The organism is Streptomyces tibetensis, from assembly GCF_007655005.1.
GTDB classification, from domain to species: domain Bacteria; phylum Actinomycetota; class Actinomycetes; order Streptomycetales; family Streptomycetaceae; genus Streptomyces; species Streptomyces tibetensis.
Genome location: NZ_SZVW01000010.1, coordinates 90,438 through 114,403, shown reverse-complemented (window position 1 = coordinate 114,403; position 23,966 = coordinate 90,438). Strand labels below are relative to the sequence as shown.

Annotated in this window: 19 protein-coding genes; 3 read left to right on the top strand and 16 right to left on the bottom strand. The window is 73.1% G+C overall.

The annotated features are described in order from the left end of the window. Positions 1-90: 90 nt before the first annotated feature. Genes ligD through FDO69_RS18385 form a run of 3 tightly spaced genes read right to left on the bottom strand, consistent with a single transcriptional unit; the run spans position 91 to position 4,885 of the window. Entirely contained in the window at positions 91-1,050 is a 960-nt protein-coding gene (gene ligD, locus FDO69_RS18395; RefSeq protein ID WP_104780932.1) for a non-homologous end-joining DNA ligase, read from the bottom strand. Then, positions 1,047-2,894, bottom strand: a complete 1,848-nt coding sequence (locus tag FDO69_RS18390) for a transketolase (protein ID WP_104780931.1) — start codon at positions 2,892-2,894, stop codon at positions 1,047-1,049. Before FDO69_RS18390 ends, ligD begins: the two co-directional genes overlap by 4 nt. Next, a complete protein-coding gene (locus FDO69_RS18385; protein ID WP_104780930.1) occupies positions 2,891-4,885 on the bottom strand; it encodes an NAD(P)/FAD-dependent oxidoreductase in 1,995 nt (664 codons plus the stop codon). The genes FDO69_RS18390 and FDO69_RS18385 overlap by 4 nt, the downstream gene beginning before the upstream one ends. A 221-nt stretch (positions 4,886-5,106) precedes the next feature. On the opposite strand from FDO69_RS18385, the gene FDO69_RS18380 reads away from it, so the two are divergent. Beyond that, a complete protein-coding gene (locus FDO69_RS18380; RefSeq protein ID WP_104780929.1) occupies positions 5,107-6,069 on the top strand; it encodes an LLM class F420-dependent oxidoreductase in 963 nt (320 codons plus the stop codon). 133 nt (positions 6,070-6,202) lie between these two features. Continuing rightward, positions 6,203-6,550, top strand: coding sequence for a hypothetical protein (locus FDO69_RS18375; RefSeq protein ID WP_104781094.1), 348 nt, complete (start codon positions 6,203-6,205; stop codon positions 6,548-6,550). 20 nt (positions 6,551-6,570) lie between these two features. On the opposite strand, the gene FDO69_RS18370 is transcribed toward FDO69_RS18375, so the two are convergent. Together FDO69_RS18370 and FDO69_RS18365 are read right to left on the bottom strand one after the other, a co-directional pair. Beyond that, positions 6,571-7,602, bottom strand: a complete 1,032-nt coding sequence (locus FDO69_RS18370; protein ID WP_104780928.1) for an SDR family oxidoreductase — start codon at positions 7,600-7,602, stop codon at positions 6,571-6,573. A gap of 6 nt (positions 7,603-7,608) precedes the next feature. After that, complete coding sequence (locus tag FDO69_RS18365) at positions 7,609-8,088, bottom strand: phage holin family protein (RefSeq protein WP_104780927.1); 480 nt, start codon at positions 8,086-8,088, stop codon at positions 7,609-7,611. 48 nt (positions 8,089-8,136) lie between these two features. Between FDO69_RS18365 and FDO69_RS18360 the strand changes: the two genes are divergently transcribed. Beyond that, positions 8,137-8,484 (top strand): VOC family protein, encoded by a 348-nt coding sequence (locus tag FDO69_RS18360; protein WP_104780926.1) that lies wholly within the window; start codon positions 8,137-8,139, stop codon positions 8,482-8,484. A 36-nt stretch (positions 8,485-8,520) separates the two neighbouring features. Here the strand turns inward: FDO69_RS18360 and FDO69_RS18355 are convergent, their stop codons facing one another. The 11 genes from FDO69_RS18355 to FDO69_RS18305 form a co-directional block, all read right to left on the bottom strand. Next, the gene (locus FDO69_RS18355; RefSeq protein ID WP_104780925.1) at positions 8,521-9,081 is read right to left on the bottom strand and encodes a GNAT family N-acetyltransferase; all 561 of its coding nucleotides are present in this window, start codon (positions 9,079-9,081) and stop codon (positions 8,521-8,523) included. 44 nt (positions 9,082-9,125) lie between these two features. After that, positions 9,126-10,910, bottom strand: coding sequence for a CocE/NonD family hydrolase (locus FDO69_RS18350; protein WP_234387985.1), 1,785 nt, complete (start codon positions 10,908-10,910; stop codon positions 9,126-9,128). A 133-nt stretch (positions 10,911-11,043) separates the two neighbouring features. After that, a complete protein-coding gene (locus FDO69_RS18345) occupies positions 11,044-11,976 on the bottom strand; it encodes a S66 peptidase family protein (RefSeq protein WP_104780923.1) in 933 nt (310 codons plus the stop codon). Beyond that, entirely contained in the window at positions 11,973-13,937 is a 1,965-nt protein-coding gene (locus tag FDO69_RS18340; RefSeq protein ID WP_104780922.1) for a prolyl oligopeptidase family serine peptidase, read from the bottom strand. The genes FDO69_RS18345 and FDO69_RS18340 overlap by 4 nt, the downstream gene beginning before the upstream one ends. A gap of 4 nt (positions 13,938-13,941) precedes the next feature. Further along, positions 13,942-15,255 carry a M20/M25/M40 family metallo-hydrolase gene (locus FDO69_RS18335; protein WP_104780921.1) on the bottom strand — a complete coding sequence of 438 codons (1,314 nt, stop codon included), beginning with the start codon at positions 15,253-15,255 and terminating at the stop codon, positions 13,942-13,944. Beyond that, positions 15,248-16,081, bottom strand: a complete 834-nt coding sequence (locus FDO69_RS18330; RefSeq protein ID WP_104780920.1) for a M55 family metallopeptidase — start codon at positions 16,079-16,081, stop codon at positions 15,248-15,250. The genes FDO69_RS18335 and FDO69_RS18330 overlap by 8 nt, the downstream gene beginning before the upstream one ends. A gap of 74 nt (positions 16,082-16,155) precedes the next feature. Continuing rightward, the gene (locus tag FDO69_RS18325) at positions 16,156-17,247 is read right to left on the bottom strand and encodes an SGNH/GDSL hydrolase family protein (RefSeq protein ID WP_234387984.1); all 1,092 of its coding nucleotides are present in this window, start codon (positions 17,245-17,247) and stop codon (positions 16,156-16,158) included. A 121-nt stretch (positions 17,248-17,368) separates the two neighbouring features. Next, positions 17,369-18,094 (bottom strand): class I SAM-dependent methyltransferase, encoded by a 726-nt coding sequence (locus FDO69_RS18320; protein ID WP_104780918.1) that lies wholly within the window; start codon positions 18,092-18,094, stop codon positions 17,369-17,371. A gap of 209 nt (positions 18,095-18,303) precedes the next feature. Beyond that, positions 18,304-20,724, bottom strand: coding sequence for a SpoIIE family protein phosphatase (locus FDO69_RS18315; RefSeq protein WP_167526638.1), 2,421 nt, complete (start codon positions 20,722-20,724; stop codon positions 18,304-18,306). A gap of 164 nt (positions 20,725-20,888) precedes the next feature. Continuing rightward, positions 20,889-23,279, bottom strand: a complete 2,391-nt coding sequence (locus tag FDO69_RS18310) for an MFS transporter (protein WP_104780916.1) — start codon at positions 23,277-23,279, stop codon at positions 20,889-20,891. 156 nt (positions 23,280-23,435) lie between these two features. Further along, a complete protein-coding gene (locus FDO69_RS18305) occupies positions 23,436-23,879 on the bottom strand; it encodes an SRPBCC family protein (protein WP_104780915.1) in 444 nt (147 codons plus the stop codon). Positions 23,880-23,966 lie beyond the last annotated feature (87 nt).

The following is a 23,966-nucleotide window of genomic DNA, read 5'->3' as shown; positions in this document are numbered from 1 at the left end:
GGCCACCTCCCCCTCCGTGTGGCCGCAAGCGTGTTCGCCAAACCTCTACAGGCGCATGCATCTGACACCCACCGGTAGATCGCCGGGGTCTCAGCCACGCAGGGCGTTCAGCCGCCGCCGGGCCGGTCCCAGCGCCCTGCCGCGGCTCAGCAGGCCGGACCAGGGGTTGGTACGGGCCTGCTCGACGGCGTCGGCGACGGTCCAGCGGCGGGCGTGCAGCTCGGGGTCGTCCAGCTGGTCCCAGGTGATGGGGGTGGCCACCGGCGCGCCCGGGCGGGGCCGGACCGTGTAGGGCGCGACGGCGGTCTGGGCGTAGGCGTTGCGCTGGATGTCGAGGTAGAGCCGCTCACCGCGCTCCTTCTTGCGGGCTGCGGTGGTGAGCCGGTCGGGATGTGCGTCGGCGAGGGTGTCGGCGACGTCCCGGGCGAAGGCGCGCACCTCGTCGAAGTGGTGCCGGCCGTTCAGCGGCACGATGACGTGCAGCCCGCGCGAGCCGGTGGTCATCAGCGCCGAGGGCAGGTCCAGCTCGTCCAGCAGCTCCCCCAGGCGCCGGGCGGCCTCGCGCACGGCCTCGAAGTCGTCCCTGGGGGACCCCCCAGGCCCTTCGGGCACTGGGGGAGGGTCGAGGTCGAAGACCAGCCGGTCGGGGTGGTCGACGCTGTCGGCGCGGGACAGCCAGCGGTGCAGGGTGATGCTCGCCTGGTCGGCCAGGTAGAGGAGGGTGGCGGTGTCGTCACAGACGGCGTGGCGGACGGTGCCGCCCTCCTTGGCCACCTCGACCCGGGGGATCCACTCCGGGTAGTGCTCCGGTGTGTTCTTCTGCATGAACGTCGGGCCGTCGATGCCGTCCGGGTGCCTCTCCAGCATCAGTGGCCGACCGCGCAGGTGCGGCAGCATGAAGGGCGCGACGGCCCGGTAGAAGTCCACGAGATCGGCCTTGGTGTACTCCTTGGCGTCGCCGCCGCCGGGGAAGAGCACCTTGTCCGGCCGGTGCACCTCCACCGTGCGGCGGCCCGCCCGCACCCCGCGCGTGCCGTCGCCGCCGCTCACCGCACGACCGCCTCCTCCACCAGCAGCCGCCCGGCCGCCGCGATGGAGTCCGCGTCGATGCCCGAGGCGCGCAACTGCTCCTCCGGGGAGGCCGAGCCCGGCATGCTCCGTACGCCGAGCCGCACCAGGCGCGGTACGGGGCGTCCGTCGGTGAAGGCGTCCAGGACCGCGTCCCCGAGGCCGCCCTCCGGGTGGTGGTCCTCCACGGTCACCAGGCAGCCGGTCTCCTCGGCGGCCCGGCGCAGGGTGGCCCGGTCGACGGGCTTGACGGAGTACAGGTCGATCACCCGCACCGCGATGCCCTCCTGCTCCAGGGCCTCGGCGGCGGCCAGCGCCTCGTGCACGGTGACACCGGCCGCGACGAGGGTCAGCCGGTCCTGGCCGGAGGAGCGCAGCACCTTGCTGCCGCCGACCGGGAACTCCTCGTCGGGGGCGTAGATCACCGGGCTCTCGCCGCGCGAGGTGCGCAGGTAGCGCACGCCCTCCAGGCCTGCCATCGCGCCGACGAGCCGGGCGGTCTGGTTGGCGTCGCACGGGTACAGCACGGTCGAGCCGTGCACCGCCCGCATCATCGCCAGGTCCTCCAGGCCCATCTGGCTGGGTCCGTCCTGGCCGATGGCGACGCCCGCGTGCGAGCCGACGAGGTTGATGCCGGAGCCGCTGACGGACGCCATCCTGATGAAGTCGTACGCGCGGGTGAGGAAGGCCGCGAAGGTGGCGGCGTACGGCACCCAGCCGCGGGACGCGAGCCCGACCGCCGAGGCCACGAGCTGCTGCTCGGCGATGTAGCACTCGAAGTAGCGGTCGGGGTGCTCCTTGGCGAAGAACTCGGCGCGGGTGGAGTCGCCGACCTCGCCGTCCAGGGCGACGATGTCGCCGCGGCCGGTGCCGAGGGCGGCGAGCGCCTCGCCGAAGGCGTTGCGGGTGGCGATCTCCTCGCCCTTGTCCCACCTCGGGAGTTCGAAGTTCCCGGTGTGGACGGAGTGCAGCATGCGGGCGGCGGCCGGCTCCTGCACCCGGACGCGGGTGTCGCGCTGACCGCCGAGTTCGGTGATCGCCTCCTCGGCCTCCGGAAGCGGCTTGCCGTGCAGGCCCTCGCGGTCCTGGACGCCCTCGACACCCTTGCCCTTGAGGGTGCGGGCGAGGATCGCGGTGGGCTGGCCCTTGGTGGAGGCGGCCTCGGCGTAGGCCCGGTCGACGGCGTCCACGTCGTGGCCGTCGACCTCGACGGTGTGCCAGCCGAAGGCCTGGAAACGCCGGGCGTAGGCGTCCAGGTCGTGGCCGTGCCGGGTGGGGCCGCGCTGGCCGAGCCGGTTGACGTCGACGATCACGGTGAGGTTGTCCAGGTGCTCGTACCCGGCGTGCTCGGCGGCCTCCCACACGGAACCCTCGGCCAGTTCGCTGTCACCGCACAGCACCCAGGTGCGGTAGCCGGTGCGGTCGAGCCGCTTGCCGGCCAGCGCGATGCCGACCCCGACGGGCAGGCCCTGCCCGAGCGAACCGGTGGCCGTCTCGACCCACGGCAGGCGCTGCGGGGTGGGGTGCCCTTCGAGGCGGCTGCCCAGCTTGCGGAAGGTGAGCAGCTCTTCGTCGTCGATGGCGCCGGCCGCCTTGTACGCGGAGTACAGCAGCGGGGAGGCGTGGCCCTTGGAGAGGACGAAGCGGTCGTTGCCGGGGTGGGCGGGGCGGTCGAAGTCGTAGCGGAGGTGGTGCGCGAGCAGGACGGCCATCAGGTCGGCCGCGGACATCGAGGACGTCGGGTGCCCGGAGCCCGCCGCGGCGGCGGCGCGGACACTGTCCACCCGCAGCTGCTGTCCGAGGTCGGTGAGTTCACCGGTGTTCATGAGTCTCCTTTCGTGGAGTCGTCCGGGTCGTCCGGGACGTCGGTTCGTTTGACGGGGCCGGGGGCGGGATGAGGGGCCGGGGGCGGTTGACCGGGACCGGGCTGGTTCTTCGCCGGTTCACCGCCGGGCTGGTTCTTCGCAGGCTCACCGCCCGGCTGATTCTTCGCAGGCTCACCGCCCGGCTGGTTCTTCGCAGGCTCACCGCCCGGCTGATTCCTGGCCGGCTCGCCCCCGGGCTGATTCCTGGCCGGCTCGCCACCCGGCTGGTTCTTCGCAGGCTCACCGCCCGGCTGATTCCTGGCCGGCTCGCCGCCGGGCTGATTCCTGGCGGGCTCGCCACCCGGCTGGTTCTTCGCAGGCTCGTGGGCAGACCGCGCAGCCGCAGCCGTCCCCGCATCCGGGCGCCCCTTCGCCGTCTCCGACTCGGACCGCAGCTCCCCGTGCCCCCGGCCGGGGGCGTCCGCAGCCGGGCGGCCCTTCGCCGTCTCGGGCTCGGACCGCAGCACCGCGGCCCCGGATCCGGGCCGTACCTGCGTCGGCCCGGATCCGGGCTGCCCCTTCGCGGGCTCATCGGGGGGCCGGTACCGGCCCGGTCGGGCGCCGGTGCCCCCGTCGTCCGTGTCGGCCGCGAGCGCCGCCCCCGGTCCGGACCGGGCGCTCGCCTCCTGCCGCTGCCCGGCTGGCCCGCCCGGCACCCGGGCTACCTCGGGGGACGAGGTGTCCAGCGGCACCGACCAGGACCGTACGAGACCCAACTGCACGGCCTGGCGCGGCAGGACCGCATCCAGCAACCAGTCGGCCGCGACCCGGACGCGGTTTCCGGGCATCGCGGCGAGATGGTAGCCCCGCGTCACCGCGCCCGCCGGTACGCCGGACAAGGTCACGCCGAGCGGATTGGCGGCGGCCTTCGCCCCGCCCAGGTCGACGACGAAACCCAGATCGCGGTGGCGGTACGGCGTGCGCGCACCGCCGAGACCGAGCGAGGCGGCGACGTTCTCCGCCGCGACCTTGCCGTGCCGCCAGGCGTGCTGCGCCGTCATCGACGTGTAGCTCCCCGGGTTCTCCAGATCGGGCACCGCGGCCACGTCACCGCAGGCGAACAGCTCCGGCCGGCCCGGAACCCGCAGATGCGGGTCGACGAGCAGCCGCCCCTTCTCCATGGGCAGCCCGAGGGACTCGACCAGCGGGTCGGGGCGCACCCCCACGCACCACACCAGCGTCCGGGTCTCGACGAACTCGCCGTCGGTCAGCAGGACACCGTCGTGCGTGGCCTCCTTCACGGAGGTCCCCATGCGCACGTCCACACCCCGCTGCCGCAGCACCCGGTCGGCGGTCGCGGAGAGCCTCTCGTCCATCTCGGGCAGCACCCGCGGCGCCACGTCCAGCAGCATCCAGCGCGGCCGCATGCCCTGCCGCAGCGGGTGCTTGCGCACCTGCGCGTCGGTGAACAGCTGCCCGTGCGCGGCGACCTCGGTGCCCGTGTACCCGGCGCCGACCACCACGAAGGTGCACCGCGCGGCGCACGTCCCCAGATCGTCGGAGGAGGCCGCGAGCTCCACCTGCCGGGTCACGTGATCGCGCAGGTACAGGGCCTCCGGCAGCCCCCGGAAGCCGTGCGCGTGCTCGGCGACACCGGGAATGGGCAGCAGCTTGTTGACACTGCCCGCGGCCAGCACCAGCCGGTCGTAGGCGAGGGTGCCGCCCTCCCCTTCGGGGCCGGTGTAGTGCAGCGTGCGGTCGTCGAGGTCGATGCGGTCGGCCTCGCCCAGCACCAGCCGCACGTCCGGCAGCGAGTCCGAGAGGGAGACCGTGACCCGGCGCGGCTCCAGGACACCGGCGGCGACCTGGGGCAGCAGGGGCAGGTACAGGAAGTAGTCGGTCGGGTTGAGCAGGGTGATGTGAGCCCGGCCCCGGGTGAGCCGGGACAGGGTGCGGGCCGTGCGGTACCCGGCGAAGCCGGCACCGACGATCAGGATGCGGGGTCGACTCACGGTCGCTCGCCTCCGGCGCTGTCGCGTAGCTCGGGAGCCTTCCGCGTCCCCCTGGCCAGGGCACCCAAACGTCGGCCGGAGCCCGCTCACCCGCACGCCGCCGGTTTCCGCTCACCCGCACGCCGCCGGTTTCCGCTCACCCGCACGCCGCCGGTTTCCGGACCCTCGCTCGGGTACCCGGTGCGGGATACGGACCGCCGACGTCGCGGAGGCACTTCCCCATGCCCGAGTACGGATACTTCCTCTCGTGCGAGCAGTACGGACCCGCCGAGCTGATCGAGCAGGCGCGGATGGCCGAGCAGGCCGGATTCCAGGCGCTGTGGATCTCCGACCACTACCACCCCTGGAACGACGAGCAGGGTCAGAGCCCGTTCGTGTGGTCGGTGATCGGCGCGCTGTCCGAGGCGGTGTCCCTGCCGATCGAGACCGCGGTGACCTGTCCCACCGTGCGTATGCACCCGGCGGTGGTGGCGCACGCCGCGGCGACCAGCGCGGTGATGACGAACAACCGCTTCCGGCTCGGCGTCGGCTCCGGTGAGGCGCTCAACGAGCACATCCTGGGCGACCACTGGCCCCCGGCGCACGTCCGGCTGGACATGCTGGAGGAGGCCATCCAGGTGATGCGCCGGCTGTTCAGCGGCGAGGAGGTCAACCACCACGGGCCGCACTACACGGTCGAGAACGCCCGCCTCTACACCGTCCCGGACGAACCGATCCCGATCGACATCTCCGGCTTCGGCCCCGCCGCGACGCAGCTCGCCTCCCGCGTCGGAGACGGCTACATCACCATGATGCCGGACGAGGCGATGGTGGAGCAGTACCGCAAGGGCGGGGGCGGCGGAAAGCTCGTCAGCGGCGGCACCAAGGTCTGCTACGACACCGACAAGGACGAGGCCGTACGGACCGTCCACCGGCTCTGGGCGAACGAGCAGCTGCCGGGCGAGCTCGGTCAGGTGCTGCCCTCCCCCAAGCATTTCGAGCAGGCGCAACAGCTCGTCACCGAGGACATGGTGCGGGCGAACCGGGTGTGCGGTGACGACGTGGACGAGCACGTGGCGGAGCTGAAGCAGTTCGCCGACGCGGGCTTCGACCGGGTCTATGTCAACCAGATCGGGCCGGACCTGCGCGGCTTCTTCGACTTCTACCGCACGAAGGTGCTGCCGCAGCTCCAGCAGGCCGTCTGACCTCGCGCCCACCCTTTGACCCGCGCCCCGGGACGTCCGGGGGCGGGAAATCCGGGGACGGACCTGTGGTGGGTCGCTTACAGTCGCCCGCATGTCTGTTCGTCTGCGTATGCGTGACGCCCTGCCGGAAGCGATGCGGGCCCGGGACAAGGCCGCGGTGAGTGCCCTGCGCGGCACGCTGGCCGCGCTGGACAACGCCGAGGCGGTGCCCGTGGACGGCGCCGTGCCCCGGGCCGCCGCTCTGGAGGCCTCGCCGGTCGGAGCCGGTGCCACCGAGGTGGCCCGGCGCGAGCTCGGTGAGCGCGAGATGGTGGACGTCGTACGCGCCGAGGCCGCCGAACGTCTGGAGGCGGCAGCACACTTGACCGCCCCCGCCCACGCGGATCGTGCCGACCGGCTGCGGGCGGAGGCGACCGTACTGCTGCGGTTCCTCGACGGCTCCGGGGACGGCGGCTGCGGGGACGGCGCAGAAGACGCGTAGCGGGTCTGCGGGGCGGGGCGCTAGCGCCGAGCCCGGCCGGTCAGCTTGCGTACGGTCAGGGCGGCGGCTGCCGTGGTGAGGGCCGCGCCCATCCATCCCCGGTTCCGCGACAGCCACTGCTGCGGGCTGTCGTCCGTGGATTCGTCGTCGAAGCGCCCGTGCGCGCCGAAGTCCCGCCCGTGCGGCCCGTCCGCCGGGGACCACAGGTTCGCGGGCCCCTCGGGCGGGCCGTCCTCCTGCTGCGCGTCGACGTTGGTGCGGGCCAGGTAGCGGTCGAGCAGCCCGGGAGCCACCGCGTTCGCGAGGAGGGTGGCGGCGGTGGAGCCGCCCACCCAGTACTCCCGGCGCCGTGCGTGCGACGACGCGTGCACGATGGCCCGGGCCGCGACCTCCGGCTGGTACACGGGCGCGACCGGCCGGGCCCGCCCGGGCATCCGGTTCAGCACCCAGTCGAACTGCGGCGTGTTGAGACCCGGCAGCTGCACCATCGTGGTCCGCACCCCGCTGCGCGCGTGCAGCAGCTCGCAGCGCAGCGACTCGTTGAACCCCTGGATCGCGTGCTTGGCCCCGCAGTACGCCGACTGCAGCGGAATGCCCCGGTAGGCGAGTGCGGAGCCGACCTGCACGATCGTGCCGCGGTCGCGCGGCAGCATGTGGCGCAGGGCGGCCCGGGTGCCGAACACGTAGCCCAAGTAGGTCACTTCGGTCACCCGCCGGAACTCCTCCGGGGCGACCTCGGTGAACGGCGCGAACACCCCGGTGAAGGCGTTGTTGACCCAGACGTCGATGTGGCCGTAGGCATCGACGACCTGCTGGGCGGCATCGTCGACGGCCTTGGCGTCGGAGACGTCCACGGGGACGACGAGCGCCTCGCCGCCGGCGCGTTGCACCTCGTCCGCCGTGGCGGCGAGTCCCTCACGTCCGCGGGCGAGCAGGGCCACCCTGTCGCCGCGGGCGGCGAAGGCCCGGACCGCGGCCCGGCCGACACCGCCGCTGGCTCCGGTCACCACCACCACACGGCCGCGCCGGTGCGATGTTCCTGGTGTGCGCACCCGGCATCACACCCCGCGTCGGGGTACGTCCGGGTCGCCCGCCGGCCGCGGGGGCACGGGGCCCGGGGCGGCCGTGCCACCGGGCGGGGCCGGCGGCACCGGCGGATACGGCATGCCGCCGACCGCTTCGGCAGCGGTCCGGCGGGCACCGTCTCCGCCCGGCGCCGTCCCGGCCGTGTGCCCCGCGCCCGGCCGGGACGGCCGCGCCATGCCGCGCAGCACGTAGGCGAGGGCGCCCAGGATCACGGCGGTGATCAGCGCGGCGGCCCAGTCGGGCAGTCCGAGGGCGAGGGCCAGCCCCACGGCGAGGGCGAGGGCCGCGCCCGCGTACAGGGCGAGCGCGCCGGACGCGGCGTACAAGGCGGCCTTGCGGCGCTGCTTGCGCGTCTGCTCGCGCAGCTCCTCCCGTACCGTCTCGCGCGCCACCTGTGCCAGCTCGTCGACGAGGTGCTTGTCCAGATGCTCCAGGTGATCCAACGGCTTCATGCCCGGCCGGGTACCCTCGGCCCCTCGCGCGTAACTAGGCTCAGCCGTATGGAGATTCTGGGTGCCACACTGCGCGTCTGCGTCGACGACCTCGAGACCGCGATCCCCTTCTACGAGCGACTGGCGGGCGGCAGAGCCCAGCGCTTCGAGCGGGGAGGTGTCCAGGTGGCGGCGATCGGCTGCTTCCTGCTGATGAGCGGCCCCCCGGCGGAGCTGGAGGTGCTGCGCAAGGTTGCCGCGACGATCGCCGTGACGGACGTGGACGAGACCCACAAGGTGCTGACCGAACTGGGTGCTCACATCGTCGCGGGCCCTATCGCCTCACCGGCGGGCCGCAACCTGATCGCCCTGCATCCGGACGGGTCGATCTACGAGTACGTGGACCGTCACGCCTAGATCCTTTCCTTTGGATCAGGTCGCGGACGCGGGGCCTCAGCGCCGTCCCGGACCGGTGATCATCTCGGTGGTGATCGCCCAGCGTTCGTGGTCGCGCCAGGCCCCGTCGACGAAGAGCATCTTCGGCGAGAAGCCCTCCAGACGGAACCCGCAGCCGCGGGCCAGGGCGATCGACGCGGCGTTGCCCGGCTGGACGTTGATCTCCAGCCGGTGCAGCCGCATCGGGCCGAACGCGTACCCCACGACGAGGTCCAGCCCTTCGCGCATCAGCCCCCGCCCGGCAGCGTGCGCGAAGGCGCCGTAGCCCAGTGCCCCGGACTGGAAGCCGCCCTCGACGATGTTGTTGATGTTGATGAAGCCGCCGATGGCCCCGTCGTCCTTCTCGCAGACCAGGAAGCCGGCCTTGGACGGATCCTCGATCAGCCGGCCCGCGTAGGCGGTGTACGCCTGTGCCGTGGTGGGCGGGAAGAGCCACGGGTGGTGCAGGTCCTTGCTCTCCCGGGCGCGGGAGGTGAACTCGGCACCGTCCTCGTAGGTGAAGGGGCGTATGCCCACCCGGGGGCCTTCGGCGAGGTGGCGGGATGCGTGGTGCGGCACCCCGCCACAGTAACCGCGCCGCCTGAGTGTCCCCAGTCGGGGCGTCAGGAGCCGACGACCGGCAGCCGCAGTACCCCGGTGTCGCCCGGCCCGCTGACCACGGTCACCGGCTTGATCCCCCGGTTGCCGAAGTACGCGTCGTCGCTCGCGGCGATCACGAACCGCAGCCGGTGCCCGGTCTCGTACCGGTGCACGATGCCGGGCAGGGTGACGGTGAAGCTCCGGGTGACGTCCGGGACGCGCACCGGTGCGATCAGCCGGCGCACCAGGGTGCGGGTGCCGTCGGGGGCGACGTCGTAGAGCTTGGCGAACAGCACGAGCTTGTCGGCCGCGTCGGAGCTGTCCTGGGTGCGCTCGGCCCTCGGGGAGACGACCTTGAGCGTGGCCCGGGGGGCGCCGACGACGTCGAGGGGGCGCTCCAGCGGCGGGGTCGTCCAGTCGAGGTAGGTGCCTTCGGTGTCGCTCGGCGGTGGGTCCGGCAGCCCGATGAGCCCGGCGAGCGAGCTCTCCGAATGGCTCGTGGGGATCAGCCGGTTGGTGTAGCCGCGGCTGCCGCGGGCCACCTTGCGGCGGTTGTCGACGAGCTTGCCGTCGCCGGAGAGGTACAGCGTGCGGCTGAGGGCGGGGAGGTGTTCGGCGGTGGCGTAGGTGCGGTCCGGGTCGGTGATCCAGTCGCGGTGGTAGGCGAACGCCGGTCCCGTGTCGATGTGGGGCCGTTTGCGCAGGTGCCGGTCGAACCAGGCGAGGACGCGCCGGCCGACGTAGCTGGTCTCCAGGTTGCCCTTGGTCAGGTCGAGTTCTCCGGCGGCGGCCGGGCCGGTGAGCCCTCCGCTGTGCCCCCAGGCCTGCCAGATCATCTTGACGGGTGTGCCCCCGGCCTTCAGCGCCCGGTACGTCGCCGTCGCCTCGTTGAGGTTGAACAGGGTGTCGGCCTGCCCCTGGACCAGCAGGGTCGGTGTGTCGACGCGGTCGAGGTAGGACAGCGGGGACACGCGGCGCGCGAAGGCGAGCAGCTCGGCGGTCCGGTCGGCCGGGTAGCTCCCGGAGTTGAGGGTGTGGACGGTGCGGCAGGCCTCGGTGACGAAGTGCAGGCAGGACAGGGAGTTGATGCGGGAGGGATCGAGAGCGGGCTGGAGCAGCGGCTGGCCCTCGCCGATGAGGTAGAAGCCGTTCGTCCACTGCCATTTGAAGGCCCCGGGGACGTTCCCGCTGCCGACGGCGTTGTTGGGAGAGAGCGCGTACGCCAGGTCGTTCCAGGTGATCATCGGCACGAGCGCGTCGAGGCGGTGGTCGACGGCGGCCGTCGCGAGCTGGACGGCGCCGCCGTAGGAGCCGCCGATCATGCCGACGCGTGGGTCGCCGGGTGCGTCACGGGTGACGAAGTCGGCGCGGGTGCCGTCGTCGGCGGCGCGGGTGCCGCCGAGGAAGTCGACCAGCCGCGAGGCGGCGGCGCCGTCGATGTCCGGGTCGTCGAGGGAGATGAGGCACCCGCTGCGGCCGAATCCGAGCCCGGAGTAGACGAGCGAGACGTAGCCGCGCTGGGCGAAGGCCTTGCCGATGGCGTCCGTCGAGCCGTCCGTCTTGCTGCCGCCGAAGCCGTTCGTGCCGAGCACGGCGGGCGCCGGGTGGTCGCGGTCCACGCCCGCGGGACGGTACAGGTCGGCGTCGACCGTGCAGGCTCGGCCGCCCGCCCGCACCGTGAACTTCAACGGCGTGACGGTGTAGGCGTCGGCCGCGGCCGCCGGCGGGGTGAGGGCGAGGGGCACGGCCAGGGCGGCGCCCAGAGCGAGAGCGAGGGGTGCGCGGGTTCTGGGCAGGCGTCGGGACACTCGGACCTCCACGGTGAGGGCAACCCGGATACCGACCAGTAGGTACCGGGCCGATTGTCATGGTGTGACACGTGTCAGAAGCCGTCAATCACCGAAACGAGGGTTCTTGACGGGCCTTCAGGGGGCGATGCCCTCAGCCGAGGGCCGGTTCCTCCAGTGTCAACGTGCCCGACTCGGCGTCCAGTTCGGCCCTCACCCCGAGGGGCATGGTCAGCGCGCCCACGCCGTGCCCGAACCCGAACTCCTCCACGACCGGGACGCCCAGACCGCCGAGCCGGTCGGCGAGGACCGCGCGCAGCTCCCCGTACGGTCCGCACCCCGCCCAGGAACCGAGCACGATGCCGGCGACCCCGTCGAGCCAGCCGGTGCGCAGGAGTTGGGTCAGGTAGCGGTCCAGGCGGTACGGGCTCTCGCCGACGTCCTCCATCAGCAGCAGCCCGTCGCGCGCCCCGGGGTGGCCGTGCGGGGTGCCGAGGTCGCTCGCGAGCAGGCTGAGACAGCCGCCGAGCGTGATGCCCCTGGCACGGCCCGGTATCAGTGCGGTGCCGCCCGGCGGGACGGCCGTGAGGGCTTGCACGGACTCCGGCTCGAAGAGGGTGGCCCGCAGATGGTCCTGAGCCCGAACGTTCTTGAGGAAATCGACTCCGGCGGCCGCCGGCCCGTACAGGGTGACCAGGCCCAGACGTGTGGCGAACGCCTGGTGCAGGACGGTGATGTCACTGAACCCGGCGAACACCTTCGGGCCCGCCGCCCGCATCGCCTCCCAGTCGAGCAGGTCGGCCATGCGCTGCGCCCCGTATCCGCCACGAGCGCACAGCACGGCCGCCACCGACGGGTCGCACCAGGCGCCCTGAAGGTCGGCGGCGCGCTGCTCGTCCGTGCCGGCCAGGTAGCCCAACTCGTCTTGCCGGGCGAGCACATGGGGTGCCACCACGGGGTCGAGGTCCCAGCCGCGCAGGATGTCGAGCCCGGCCTGGAGCCTGTCCTCGGGTACGGGCCCGCTCGGCGCGACGACGGCGACACGGGCGCCGGGGGTGAGCCGGGGTGGTCGTACCAACGGGTTCACTCGGCGAGCTCCAGGGTCGGGACACCGGGCGGGTCCAGGCAGAACACCTGGGCGTAGAGGGAGAGTTCGGCCTCCAGGGCGCGGACCATGGTCTCCGCCCTGCGGAACCCGTGCCCCTCCCCCGCGAAGGCGAGATAGGCGTGCGGCACCCTCCGGCCCTCCAGCCGGGCCAGGAACCGCTCGCACTGGACGGGCGGGCAGATCACGTCGTCCAGACCCTGGAGCAGCAGGAACGGCACGGTGAGGCGGTCGGCCTGGGCGGCGGGCGAGCGCTCCGCGTACCGGGCGGGCACGTCGGCGAGCGGACCGATGAGGCCCTCCAGGTACCGCGACTCGAAGTCGTGGGTCTCGCCCGTGCCCCAGCCGGCCAGATCCAGGATGGGGTACTTGATGGTGCCGCAGGCGTAGACGTGGGTGGTGGTGAGCGAGGCGGCCGCGGTCCAGCCGCCCGCGCTGCCGCCCCGGACGGCGAGCCGGCCGCGGTCGGCGGTGCCCTCGTCTGCGAGGGCCAGGGCGACCGCGGCGCAGTCCTCGACGTCCACCACGCCCCACTGCTCGCGCAGCCGCTCCCGGTACGGACGGCCGTATCCCGTGGAGCCGCCGTAGTTCACTTCGGCGACGCCGATGCCGCGCGAGGTGAAGTAGGCGATCTCCAGGTCGAGCACGAGCGGGGCCCGGCCGGTGGGCCCGCCGTGCGCCCAGACGACGTAGGGCGGCAGTTCGTCGCCGGGGGCGACGCAGCCGGGGTGGTGCGGCGGGTAGATGTGGGCGTGGATGTCGCGGCCGTCCGGGCCGGTGAAGGTGCGGATCTGCGGTTCGGGGTAGTACGCGGGATCGACGGCGTCGTCGTGCTCGGCGCCGACGACGCGGGCCCGGCCGGTGCGGGCGTCCAGCTCCACGACCTCGTAGGCGCTGCGGGGGCTGGCCCCGACGGCGACGACCCGTTCGCCGTGGGCGGCGAGGGTGGGTGCGAACTCGGTCCAGGGCCCCGCGGCGTCGACGACCTCGCCGGTCTCCGGGTCCAGTACGCCGAGGGCGGTGGTGCCCCGGCCGTGCACGACGGCGATCAGACCGCTCTCCAGCGGCGTGAACCATCGCGAACCCAGCTTCCACAGCGCGCCGCCGAACTCCTCCTCGCGCGGGCACAGCGGCTGCCCGTCGAGGTAGAGGTTCCACCAGCCGGTGCGGTCGCTCGCGTGCAGCAGGCGGCCGTCGCGGGTCCAGTCGGCCTGGGCGATCGACTCGCCGGGCCCGCCTGCCACGACCCGGGCGCCACGGAGGGTGCCGTCGGGCGCGATGTCGGCGAGGAGCAGTTCGGTGCCGTCCCACGGCATGCGCGGATGGTCCCAGGCGAGCCAGGCGGCCCGGCGCCCGTCGGGCGAGAGCTTCGGCCCGGTCACGAACCGGTGTCGAGCGCCGGTGAGTTCGCGTACCGCGCCCCGGTCCTCGGCGGCGGATCCGTCCAGGGGGACGGCGGCCAGGACGCGGCGCACGTCGGCGGGTCCGTCGCCGGTGAACTCCTCCAGCACGCACCACACCTCGCCCCGTTCGGGCAGCGGCAGCGGCTCGGCCCAGCGCAGTCCCCCGCCCACGGGGGACACAGGGGTGAGCGGGCGGGGTTCACCGCCCGGCTCGCAGCGGTACAGCCGCTGGTCGGCGAAGTTCACGAACACCACCAGCGGTCCGGTGTCACCCTCGAGCGCGGCCCACGGGTGCCCGCCGTACTCGATGACCCGGCTGCGCACGTTCCACGGCGCGGGCAGCAGCGACTCCTCCCGGCCGTCGGCGTGCCGTCGCACCAGGGTGCGCCGACCGCCCTCGGCGGGGCGCGGCTCGGTCCACCACACCTCGTCGCCGACGAAGCCCACGTGCTCCGGGTGCCCGTCGTGCGCGGCGGTCATGGCCGCGTCGATGGGCGAGGGCCACGCTCCGTAGGCCAGCGTCCGCACCGTCTCCCCCACTCTCCTAGGCCGTCCGCAGGAACCGGTCGAGTACGCGGACACCGAAGTGCAGCGCCTCGACCGGTACCCGTTCGTCGACCCCGTGGAACATGGCCGCGTAGTCGTAGCCGTCCGGCAGCTTCAGCGGGGTGAAGCCGTAGCCGGTGATGCCGAGGCGGGAGAACTGCTTGGCGTCGGTACCGCCGGACATGCAGAACGGCACGACATGGCCCTCGGGTGCGAACTCCTCGACGGCCGCCCGCATCCTCGCGAACGTCGCCGAGTCCACCGGCGATTCCAGGGCGACCTCGCGGTGGTGGAACTCCCACTCCACGTCCGGCCCGGTGAGCCGGTCGAGGGTGATGCGGAACTCCTCCTCGCCGCCGGGCATGTACCGGCCGTCCACGTGGGCCACGGCCTCGCCGGGAATGACGTTGATCTTGTAGCCGGCGTCCAGCATGGTCGGGTTCGCGCTGTTGCGCAGGGTCGGCTCGACGAGCGCGGCGGCCGGTCCGAGCTTCTCCAGCAGCGCATCCACGTCGGTGAGGTCGGTCTCGATGCCGTACAGCGCGGCGAGTTCGGTGAGGGCGGCGCGTACGGTCGGGGTCAGCCGCAGCGGCCACTCGTGCGCGCCGATCCGGGCGATCGCGCCCGCGAGGCGGGTCACGGCGTTGTCCCGGTTGACCTTGGAGCCGTGCCCGGCGCGTCCGCGGGCGGTGAGCTTCAGCCAGGCCGTGCCGCGTTCCCCGGCCGCGAGCGGGTAGATCTGCCGTCCGCTGCCGTCGTGGAAGGTGAAGGCGCCCGACTCGCCGATGCCCTCGGTGCAGCCCTCGAACAGCGCGGGGTGCTCGTCGGCGAGGAACCCTGAGCCGTCCTCGGCGCTGGCCTCCTCGTCGGCGGTGAACGCGATGACGACGTCCCGGCGGGGCCGGAAACCCCGGCGTGCCCAGCCGCGCACGACGGCCAGGATCATCGCGTCCATGTTCTTCATGTCGACGGCGCCGCGCCCCCAGACGACCCCGTCGCGGATCTCCCCGGAGAACGGGTGCACGCTCCAGTCGGCGGCCGCCGCGGGCACGACGTCCAGATGGCCGTGGAGCAGCAGGGCACCGGCCGACGGGTCGGTGCCCTCGATGCGGGCGACGACGTTGGTCCGGCCCTCGGTGCGCTCCAGCAGAGTCGGTTCGATCCCGGCGTCGGCGAGCCGTGCGGCGGCGTACTCGGCGGCGGGCCGTTCCCGGCAGTCGCCCCCGCCCCGGTTGGTGGTGTCGATCCGGATGAGGTCGGACGTGAACGTCACCACCTCGTCCAGCGCGGTCCCGTCCACCTGCTCAGCCATACTGCTCCTCCACCGCGGCCGAGACGATCGTGGTGACCGCCTTGAAGGCGCGGATGCCCTCGTACATGGTCTCGCTCGTGTAGGCCACCTTGCGCTCCGCGATCCGGTCCACCCCCGGGACGACGGTGGCGGCCATCGCCAGGTGCTCCGCGTCGAACTCCACGGCCACGGTGAACGGGCCACCCCGCACGGGTTCGTGACGCACCGCCAGTGCGGCCGCCTCCTTGGCCGCCGCCCGGATGTCGGCCGCCGTGCGGGCGGGTGTGCGGCACACCGCCGCGTAGCGCGAGACGTGGTCCTTGACCGCGACCTTCAGCGCCTCGGGCGCGTACCCGAGCGCGTCCTCGCAGGCGATGTCGTCCCCGGTGACGAGCACGACCGGCACGCCGTACTCGGCGACGACGTGGGCGTTGAGGAGGCCTTCGCTGGCCCGTACGTCGTTCAGCCACACGCCCGTGATGGAGTTGGCGAGGTAGGTGTGCGCGAGGACGCCCTCCATGCCGGCGCCCGCGTGGTAGCCGACGAAGGCGATGCCGTCGACGTCGCCGTGCTGCACGCCCTCCACCATGGACAGCGCCTTGTGCCGGCCGGTGAGCATCTGGGCGCGGTCGTCGAGCTGCTCCAGCAGCAGGTTGCGCATCGTGGAGTGGGCCTCGTTGATGATCACCTCGTCGGCGCCGCCGTCGTGGAAGCCCTGTACGGCGGCGTTGACGTCGGAGGTGAACAGGGAGCGGCAGCGCTCCCACTGGGAGGCGCCCGGCATCACGTCGTCGGGCCAGGTGACGCCGGTGGCGCCCTCCATGTCGGCGCTGATGAGGATTCTCATGACGTGCCGTCCGGGGCGGAGATCTTCATGGTTCGTCACGTTACGCGCTACGGGCGGAACGGGCTACGAACCGGTCACCAACGGATCGGCAGGTCGGCGAGGAACGCGGTGAGGCGGTCGGCCAGGAGCCGGTGGTCGCGGGCCGAGTAGTGCCAGTGGCAGCCGGCGTGGTCCAGGCCGGTGGTGTCGAGCGGCCAGGTGCGGACCCGGCGGTCGCCCGCGCTGTTGCGTTCCCGGACGACGTGTTCGACATGACCGGCGAACGGGCCCGTGCCGACGGCCAGGATGGTGGTCGCGGCCCCGTAGCGCTTGCGCAGCTTCTCGAGGAAACCGCTGTAGGCGCTGCGGTAGGCGGCGGCGAGGCTCTCCTCCGTCCAGGGCTCGCCCGGGTTGACCGGGGTCGAGAAGTCGTTCGTGCCGAGGTGGACCAGCACCAGCCCCGGTCGCCAGGTGCCCGGGTTGTGCCAGACGTCGCCCGGCACGTTCAGCAGCGCACGGTCGTAGAAGGTGCGGTAGTTCACCTCCGGGGAGCCCCCGTTGTAGTTGCGCACCATGCCCTGGCCCGAGTAGGCGTTGATCTGGTAGTCGGCACCCAGTCCCCGGGCGGTGAGGGCGCCGTAGCTCACGTCGGCGTTGGTGGTGCGCCTGAGCTGCTCACTGTCGCAGTCGCGGGAGGTGGAGAGGTTGCCGTAGCCGACGGTGAGGGAGTCGCCGATGAACTCGATCTGGCGGCTGCGTGCGGCCGGCCGGGCCAGGACGGCGCCGCCGGGTGCGGCGACGAAACCGCCGAAGGAGCTGGTACTCCACGGGGTGTCGTTGCGCTTGACGAGCCGGACGGTGTGCACGCCCTCACGCAGGCCCCTGACCCAGTGGGTGGTCCTCCCCGGCGTGACGAGGGTCGCGACTGTGGCCCCGTCGACCTGGACGTCGTAGTCGGCGGCCGGATCGTCGAGCACGACGCCCACGCCGGTGCCCCGGACCCTGCCCTCGAAGTAGACGCCGGGCCAGCTGTACTGGAGCACGTCCCCGGCTGCCTTGACGCGCCCGGCGGTGTGCACGCTGTCGCGTACTCCGCGATGGTCCGGTGCGGCGGCGGTCGTGACGGCGCTCGCGCCGATCAGCATCGTCGACACCGCTGACGCGGCAAGCATCCGTAACCAGGGCATCGGCATGACTGTCCTCCGCGGGGGCGAGGCAGGGCACGGACTGGGACAGGCTGACCGTACACCGACAAATTTGTCGCCCACCAGACCGCACCACCGGGTCCGGCTCTCCCGGCCGCCGGCCTCAGGCCGTACGCCCCGCCACAAGCCAGGTGGAGGGCAGCTCGATGCGGGTGCCGTCGGGCCGGTACTCCGTGGTCTTCAGGGGCAGCCGGCCGCTCGCCAGGACGGTGAGCCCGGCCGAGCGCAGATACTCGGGCACGGCCTCGTCCGACACCTCTCCGGGCGCGATGCCGTGCCGGAACACGGGCGCGAGCTTGGGCGGCGGACCGTCGGGGCCGCCCGCCAGGCCCGCCAGGACCGGTTTGGCGGCGCCCGAGAGCTCCACGAGACAGGCGCGGCCGCGATCGCCGACCAGGGTGGCGATCCCGTCGGCCAGGGACTGCCGGTCGTCGGGCTCGCACTGGTGCAGGACGCCCCGCAGATAGACGTTGGTGTCGCCGAGCTCCGCGTGCAGCGCCTGCGTCTCCTCCTTCGCGGCGGCGTCCAGCTGCCGGTAGGCCGCCTGTCCCGCCGAATCGGCCCGCCGGGCGTGGTCGAGGGCCGCGGCGGACAGGTCGACGCCCAGGACGTGCGGGAAGCGGTCGGCGAGGTAGCGGGTCTGTGTGCCGTTGCCGCAGCCGAGGTCCACCAGCGGCAGCGCGGGATCGGCCAGGTACGGTTCGAACAGGGCGAGGTGCGGGCCCACGGTCAGGACCGGTTCCGCGTCCCAGAACACCGCCCCGGGCTCGGCGGACGCCTCCCGCCAGAACCCCTCCCAGGCTTCCCGGTACCTACGCGTCACGCTCATGTCCCACTCCCTGGGGGTGCGAACGGATCCCGCCGTGCGACGGGCGAGTACGGTGTACCGCGCCCGGGCCCCGGCCACAAGAACACGGGCGCGCGGTGCCACTACGTGTGCGGCCGGAGCCGGCCCGCCGGCCGTCGGCGAGCCGGGCGCGCCGAAGAAACCCGGCCGCAGTGCTGCGCCGCGCCTGCGGCGGCGGCACGGACGGTGTTTCAGCGGCGCGGCAGCGTCAGCTCGAACCAGACCGTCTTGCCGTCCTTGGTCCGGCTGGTCCCCCACTCGCGGGACAGCGTGCTGACGACGCGCAGACCGCGTCCGGCCTCGTCGAGCGGGCCCGCGTGCAGCAGCGTCGGCAGCTCGTGGTCGTCGTCGTCCACCTCGCAAAGCAGGGTGTCGCCGCGCACCAGCCGCAGCGCGACGGGCCGGGCGTGCGAGTGCCGCACGGCGTTGGTGACGAGTTCGCCGGCCATCAGCTCGGCCGGTGCGGCGAGCTTCGCAAGACCCCAGTCGTGCAGTTGCTCGCGCACCGCCGCGCGGGCCCGGCCCACCTCGGCCGGGACGAGGGCGAGCCGCCATTCGGCCACGTCGTCCGGCTCGATGCCGCCCAGGCGGGCCATCAGCAGGGCCACGTCGTCCTTGCGGCCACCCCGTGTGTTGAGCGCCCGGATGATGGTGTCGCAGGCGTCGTCCATGGACGCGGCCGGGTGCGCGGCCGACTCGCAGAGCGTCGCGAGGCCCACTCCGATGTCCTCGCCGCGCACCTCGACCAGCCCGTCGGTGCACATCACCAGCCGGTCGCCGGGCTCGACGCGCACGCGTACCGCCTCGAAGGGCACTCCCCCGACGCCGATCGGCGCGCCGGTGGGCAGGTCCAGCAGTTCGCTGCGGCCGTCGGCGGCCCGGACCAGGACGGGCGGGATGTGCCCGGCGTTGGCGAGGTGGAGTTCGCCCGCGATGGGGTCGTAGACGGCGTACAGGCAGGTCGCCAGGTAGCCGTCGCCGAGGCGCTGGGCGAGGTCGTCGAGGTTGCGCAGCAGCTGGGCGGGCGGCAGGTCGAGCCCGGCCATGGTCTGCACGGCCGTCCGCAACTGGCCCATCATCGCGGCCGAGTTGAGGCCGTGTCCCATGACGTCGCCGACGACGAACGCCGTGCGTCCGCCGTGCAGTTTGACCGCGTCGAACCAGTCGCCGCCGACCCGCCCGAGCAGCGTGCCCGGCAGATAGCGGGTGGCGATGTCACAGCCGGTCATGCGGGACGGGATGTGCGGAAGCATGCTGTCCTGGAGCGTCTCCGCGACGTTCTCCTGGAAGGTGTACATACGCGCGTTGTCGAGCACCAGGCCCGCGCGGGCGGCGAGTTCGGCTCCGGTGACCCTGTCCATGTCGTTGAAGACCGGCCGCTCCGGGTGCCGCAGCAGGATCATGAAGCCGAGCACGACGTTGCGCGCCTTGAGAGGCACGACCAGCATCGAGCGGCCGGTGATGAGGGGCCGGATGTCGCGCTTTTCGAACTGCGCGGCGATGGCGTGCCCCATCTCCTCGCTGATGCGCGGCACGAGCACGGGTTCACCGCTGGTCATGCACTGGAAGAACGGCGTGTGCGCCGGGAACGGCATCGCCTCGCCGACGGGGACGACGTCGTCCCAGCGGCCCGGTTCGTCCGTGTGCTCCAGGGCGACCCGATGCCACATCGTGGTCGTGTCGGGCACCCCGTCCTCGAACCCCTCGCCGGCGACGACCTGCTCGCGCAGATACGTACCGGCGACGTCGGTGAAGCGGGGCACCACGGCCCGGCTGACCTCGACGATCGTGCGGGACAGGTCGAGGGAGGTGCCGATGCGTCCGCTGACCTCGTTGAGGAACTCCAGGCGCTCACGGACGGCGGCGTATTCGAGGTCCTCGCCCTCGTCCCGCAGCTCCTCCGGCACGGGTTCGCCGGCGGCCAGAGCCCGCGCGGCCCGTTCCCGGCGCGCCCTGCGCTCGGCGCGCCGGGCCACACCCCAGTCGGGGGTGACGGGCACCCGGTCGCTCTGGCTGAACTCCAGGATCGGGTAGCCGAGTTCGAGGACCTGCGCGACGATCCGGGCGCTCTCGCCGACGCTCATGCTGGGCAGGATCTCGGGGAGCCGGCGGGCGAGTTCCTCCGCCCCGGGGAAGTCGGTGTGCAGCGCGAAGCCGGGCGCGATCCGCTCGAACGCCCCGCCGTCCGCGCCCAGCCCGTCCGTGCCGGCGGCCAGCACGAGCAGTCGCTCGGGCCCGGACCCCACCAGCGGGTAGGCCCACCACAGGACGTCGACCCGGTCGTCCCCGGACGCGGCGAGCCGGGCGCGGCCCGCCGCCGGGTAGGACAGCCCGCCGCCGAGGGAGGATCCGAGACCGGGACCGAGGCCGTCGACGGCGGCGTGTCCGAGGGGATCCTGCTCCTCGGACACGGCGCCGGAGACGGGGAGCAGGTCGAGAGCGGTGCGTCCGATCGCCTCCTCCTTGGGGACGCCGAACAGGCGCCGTGCGCCGCGGCTCCAGTGGGAGACGAGGCCGTCGCGGTCGACCACGACGACCGCCAGGGGCACACGGCCGGGTTCGGCGGGTTCCGTCCCCGCGCCCTGCTCAGCCCTGTCGATGCCACGGTCCATGGCCCAGGCCCTCTCTCCCCACGGACGCAAGATCTGTGCCGGCGCCACCACCGTACGGCGACCGCCGCCGGCCATGTGAGGCAATGCGGGAATTGCCCGCGCGGGGCTCGCACCGGCGTACGACCCCGCGCGCCGGTGCCGTTCGCTCTCCGGCCGGTGTTCGCTCAGTCCTCGTGGCTCAGCTGGAGGTCCCGCTCGGTTCGGCCTCCTCCGGCGACCTGGAGCACGGTGGCGACGGGCGGGTAGCCGGCCGCGATGACCGTGTACTCGCCGGAGGACAGGTCGACGAAGCGGAACGTGCCGTCGGCGCCGGTGGTGAGGGTGTCGACGACGTTGCCCGCCACGTCGAGCAGCGTCACGCGCGCGTCCTCCACGGGCCGGCCGCCGCCCGCCCGGACGGTGCCGCGCAGCACGGCGCCGCCGGCCAGTTCGATGTCCCGGCGGGTCTCGCGGGCGGCCTGGACGGTGACGGGGAGCGCGGCCGGGCGGAAGGCGGGCGCGGATGCGGCGAGGGTGTACTCGCCGGCGACGAGCTCGGTGATGACGTAGCCGCCCTCCCTGCCGCTGCGGGTGGTGGCCACGACCTCGCCGTGCACGTTGGTCAGGGTGACGGTGGCGTCCCGTACGGGCGCGGCGTCGGCGGTGACCACGGTGCCGATCAGGTTGCCGGCGCCGCCGAGGACGATGTCGAGCTCGACGGGACGCTCGCCGACGGTCACGGTGACCGCCTGCGGCTGGTGGCCGCCGGCCGCGGCGATCAGGACGTACGAGCCGGGGCCCGGGGTGGCGAGCGCGTAGCGCCCGTCCTCGCCGCTCGCGCCGCGCCCGGTCTGCTGCCCGGTGACGTCGATGAGCGTGAGCGCCGCACGGGGTACGACGGTCCCGTCGTGATGCTGCACCGAGCCGCACACGGGCACACCGGCGCCGTACGCGGCGCGGGCCTGCGGGACCGGGGCGTTCCCCGGCGCCGTGCCCGGGTCGGTGACGGAGGCGTTGTGGGACACCAGGGGTTTCTCCTTGAGGAAGAGGGCGATGACCAGTCCGAGGACGAGCACCGGCACCAGGTAGAGGAAGATCCGCGGCATGGCGTCGGCGTACGCCCTGATGTAGTCGTCGCGCAGGGCCGGGGGCAGTGCGTGCACGAGCTGCGGGGTGAGGGACTCGGGGTCCGGGAGCGCGGTGCCTGCGCGCGCGGGAAGACGCTCGGCGAGGGCGTCGGCGAGCCGGTCGGTGAAGAGGGTGCCGAAGACGGCGGCTCCGACACTGCCGCCGATCTGCCGGAAGTAGTTGTTGGCGCTCGTGGCGGTGCCGAGGTCGGCGGGGCGTACGGAGTTCTGCACGGCGAGGATCAGTACCGGCATCACCATGCCGATGCCGGCGCCGAGGACGGCCATCCAGATGCTGTAGTGCAGCCGGGGCGTGCCGACCTCCAGCCGCGACAGCAGCCCCATGCCGACGACGGAGAGGGCACCGCCGAGGATCGGGTAGGCCTTGTAGCGGCCGGTGTGGCTGATGAGCCGGCCGACGACGAGCGAGGCGCCGACGATGCCGGCCATCATCGGCAGCATGAGCAGGCCCGACTCGGTGGCGGACGCCCCGTCGACCATCTGCAGGTACGTCGGCAGGTAGCCGGCGGCGCCGAACAGGCCCACCCCGATCACCAGGCCGACCAGGCCGGTGACGTTGAAGACGGAGTCCCTGAACAGCCGCAGCGGGATGAGGGGTTCGACGGCGAAGTGCTCGGTGACCAGGAAGAGGACGGTGGCCGCCGCCGCTCCGGCCGCGAGCCCGAGGATCATCCGTGAGTCCCAGGCGTACTCGGTGCCGCCCCAACTGGTCAGCAGGACCAGGCAGGTGGAGGCGGCGGTCAGGAGCAGCGCGCCGAGGACGTCGAGACGGGCCCTCGCGGCCGGCGTCGGGAGCTTCAGCGTGACGGCGACGACGGCCAGCGTGACCAGCCCGAAGGGGACGTTGACGTAGAAGCACCAGCGCCAGGAGAGGTGGTCCGTGAAGTAGCCGCCGAGCAGCGGTCCGGCCACGGAGGCGAGGCCGAAGGCGGCGCCGATCAGGCCCATGTAGGTACCGCGCCGCCGGGGCGGCACGATGTCCGCGATGATCGCCTGGACGCCGATCATGAGGCCGCCCGCGCCGACGCCCTGCAGGGCGCGGAAGGCGATCAGCTGGTCCATGGTCTGCGCCCGGCCCGCGAGTGCGGAGCCGGCGACGAAGACGACGATCGCGAACTGGAAGACGCCCTTGCGGCCGCGGAGATCACCGAGCTTGCCGTAGATCGGCAGGCCGACGGTGGCGGTGAGCAGATAGGCGGTGATCGCCCAGGACATCCGGTCCAGGCCGTGCAGCTCGCCGACGATCTTCGGGAGCGCCGTGGCGACGATCATCTGCTCCAGGGCGGCCAGGAGCAGGGCCAGCATCAGGGCGAAGAAGATCAACCGCACCCGCCGCGGGCTGAGTCCGCTGTCCGGATTCGGCGGCTGCACGGGGGTGTCGGCAGGCGCCACCGCCGGTTCGTCCTGCGCCAGAGTGATCCCGCCCACTCACCGCTCCCCTCGTCGCGCTGCCGCACAATTCCCGCGTAAAAGCGACAACTACGAGCAAGCGCGACGAGTTACGGCACAGGAGCGGGCCGCACGGAGATCACCCGAACCGGTGAGGGGCGGCAACACCCCTCGGATGTCCGCTTCTTGGGAGGGCTACTTCTCGACCTCGGCGGCGAGCCTGGTGAGCATCGCGTCGTAGATCCGGCCGAGGCCCTTGGGGGCGAAGGTCTTCTCGAAGAAGCCGCCGATGCCGCCGGCGCCGGTCCAGGTGGTGGTCACGACGACCCGGGACGTGCCCTCACCGGCCGGGGTGACCCGCCAGGTGGTGACCATGGAGGAGTTGCGGTCCTTCTCGACCAGCTCACCGTCGGTGGGCTCGCTGACCTCCAGGAGGCAGTCGCGCACGCGCTTGCTGGTGGCCTGGAGCTTCCAGTGGACGAGGGTGCCCTCGCCGTCGCCGCCCTTGTGCACCTCGTACTCGCTGAACTGCTCGGGCAGCAGCTTCGCGCGCGTGCCGCTGTAGTCGGCGAGGGCGTCGAACACCGTCTCCGCGTCCGCCGCGACGATCCGCTCCGTTGTGGCCTCGACCTGCGCCATCGCTTTCCTCCAGGACCTGGTTGCTCGGGGGTCGGGGCAAGCCAACCACCCCGCCGCCCGGCGCCCCAAATCGGGGTGGCGCAACCC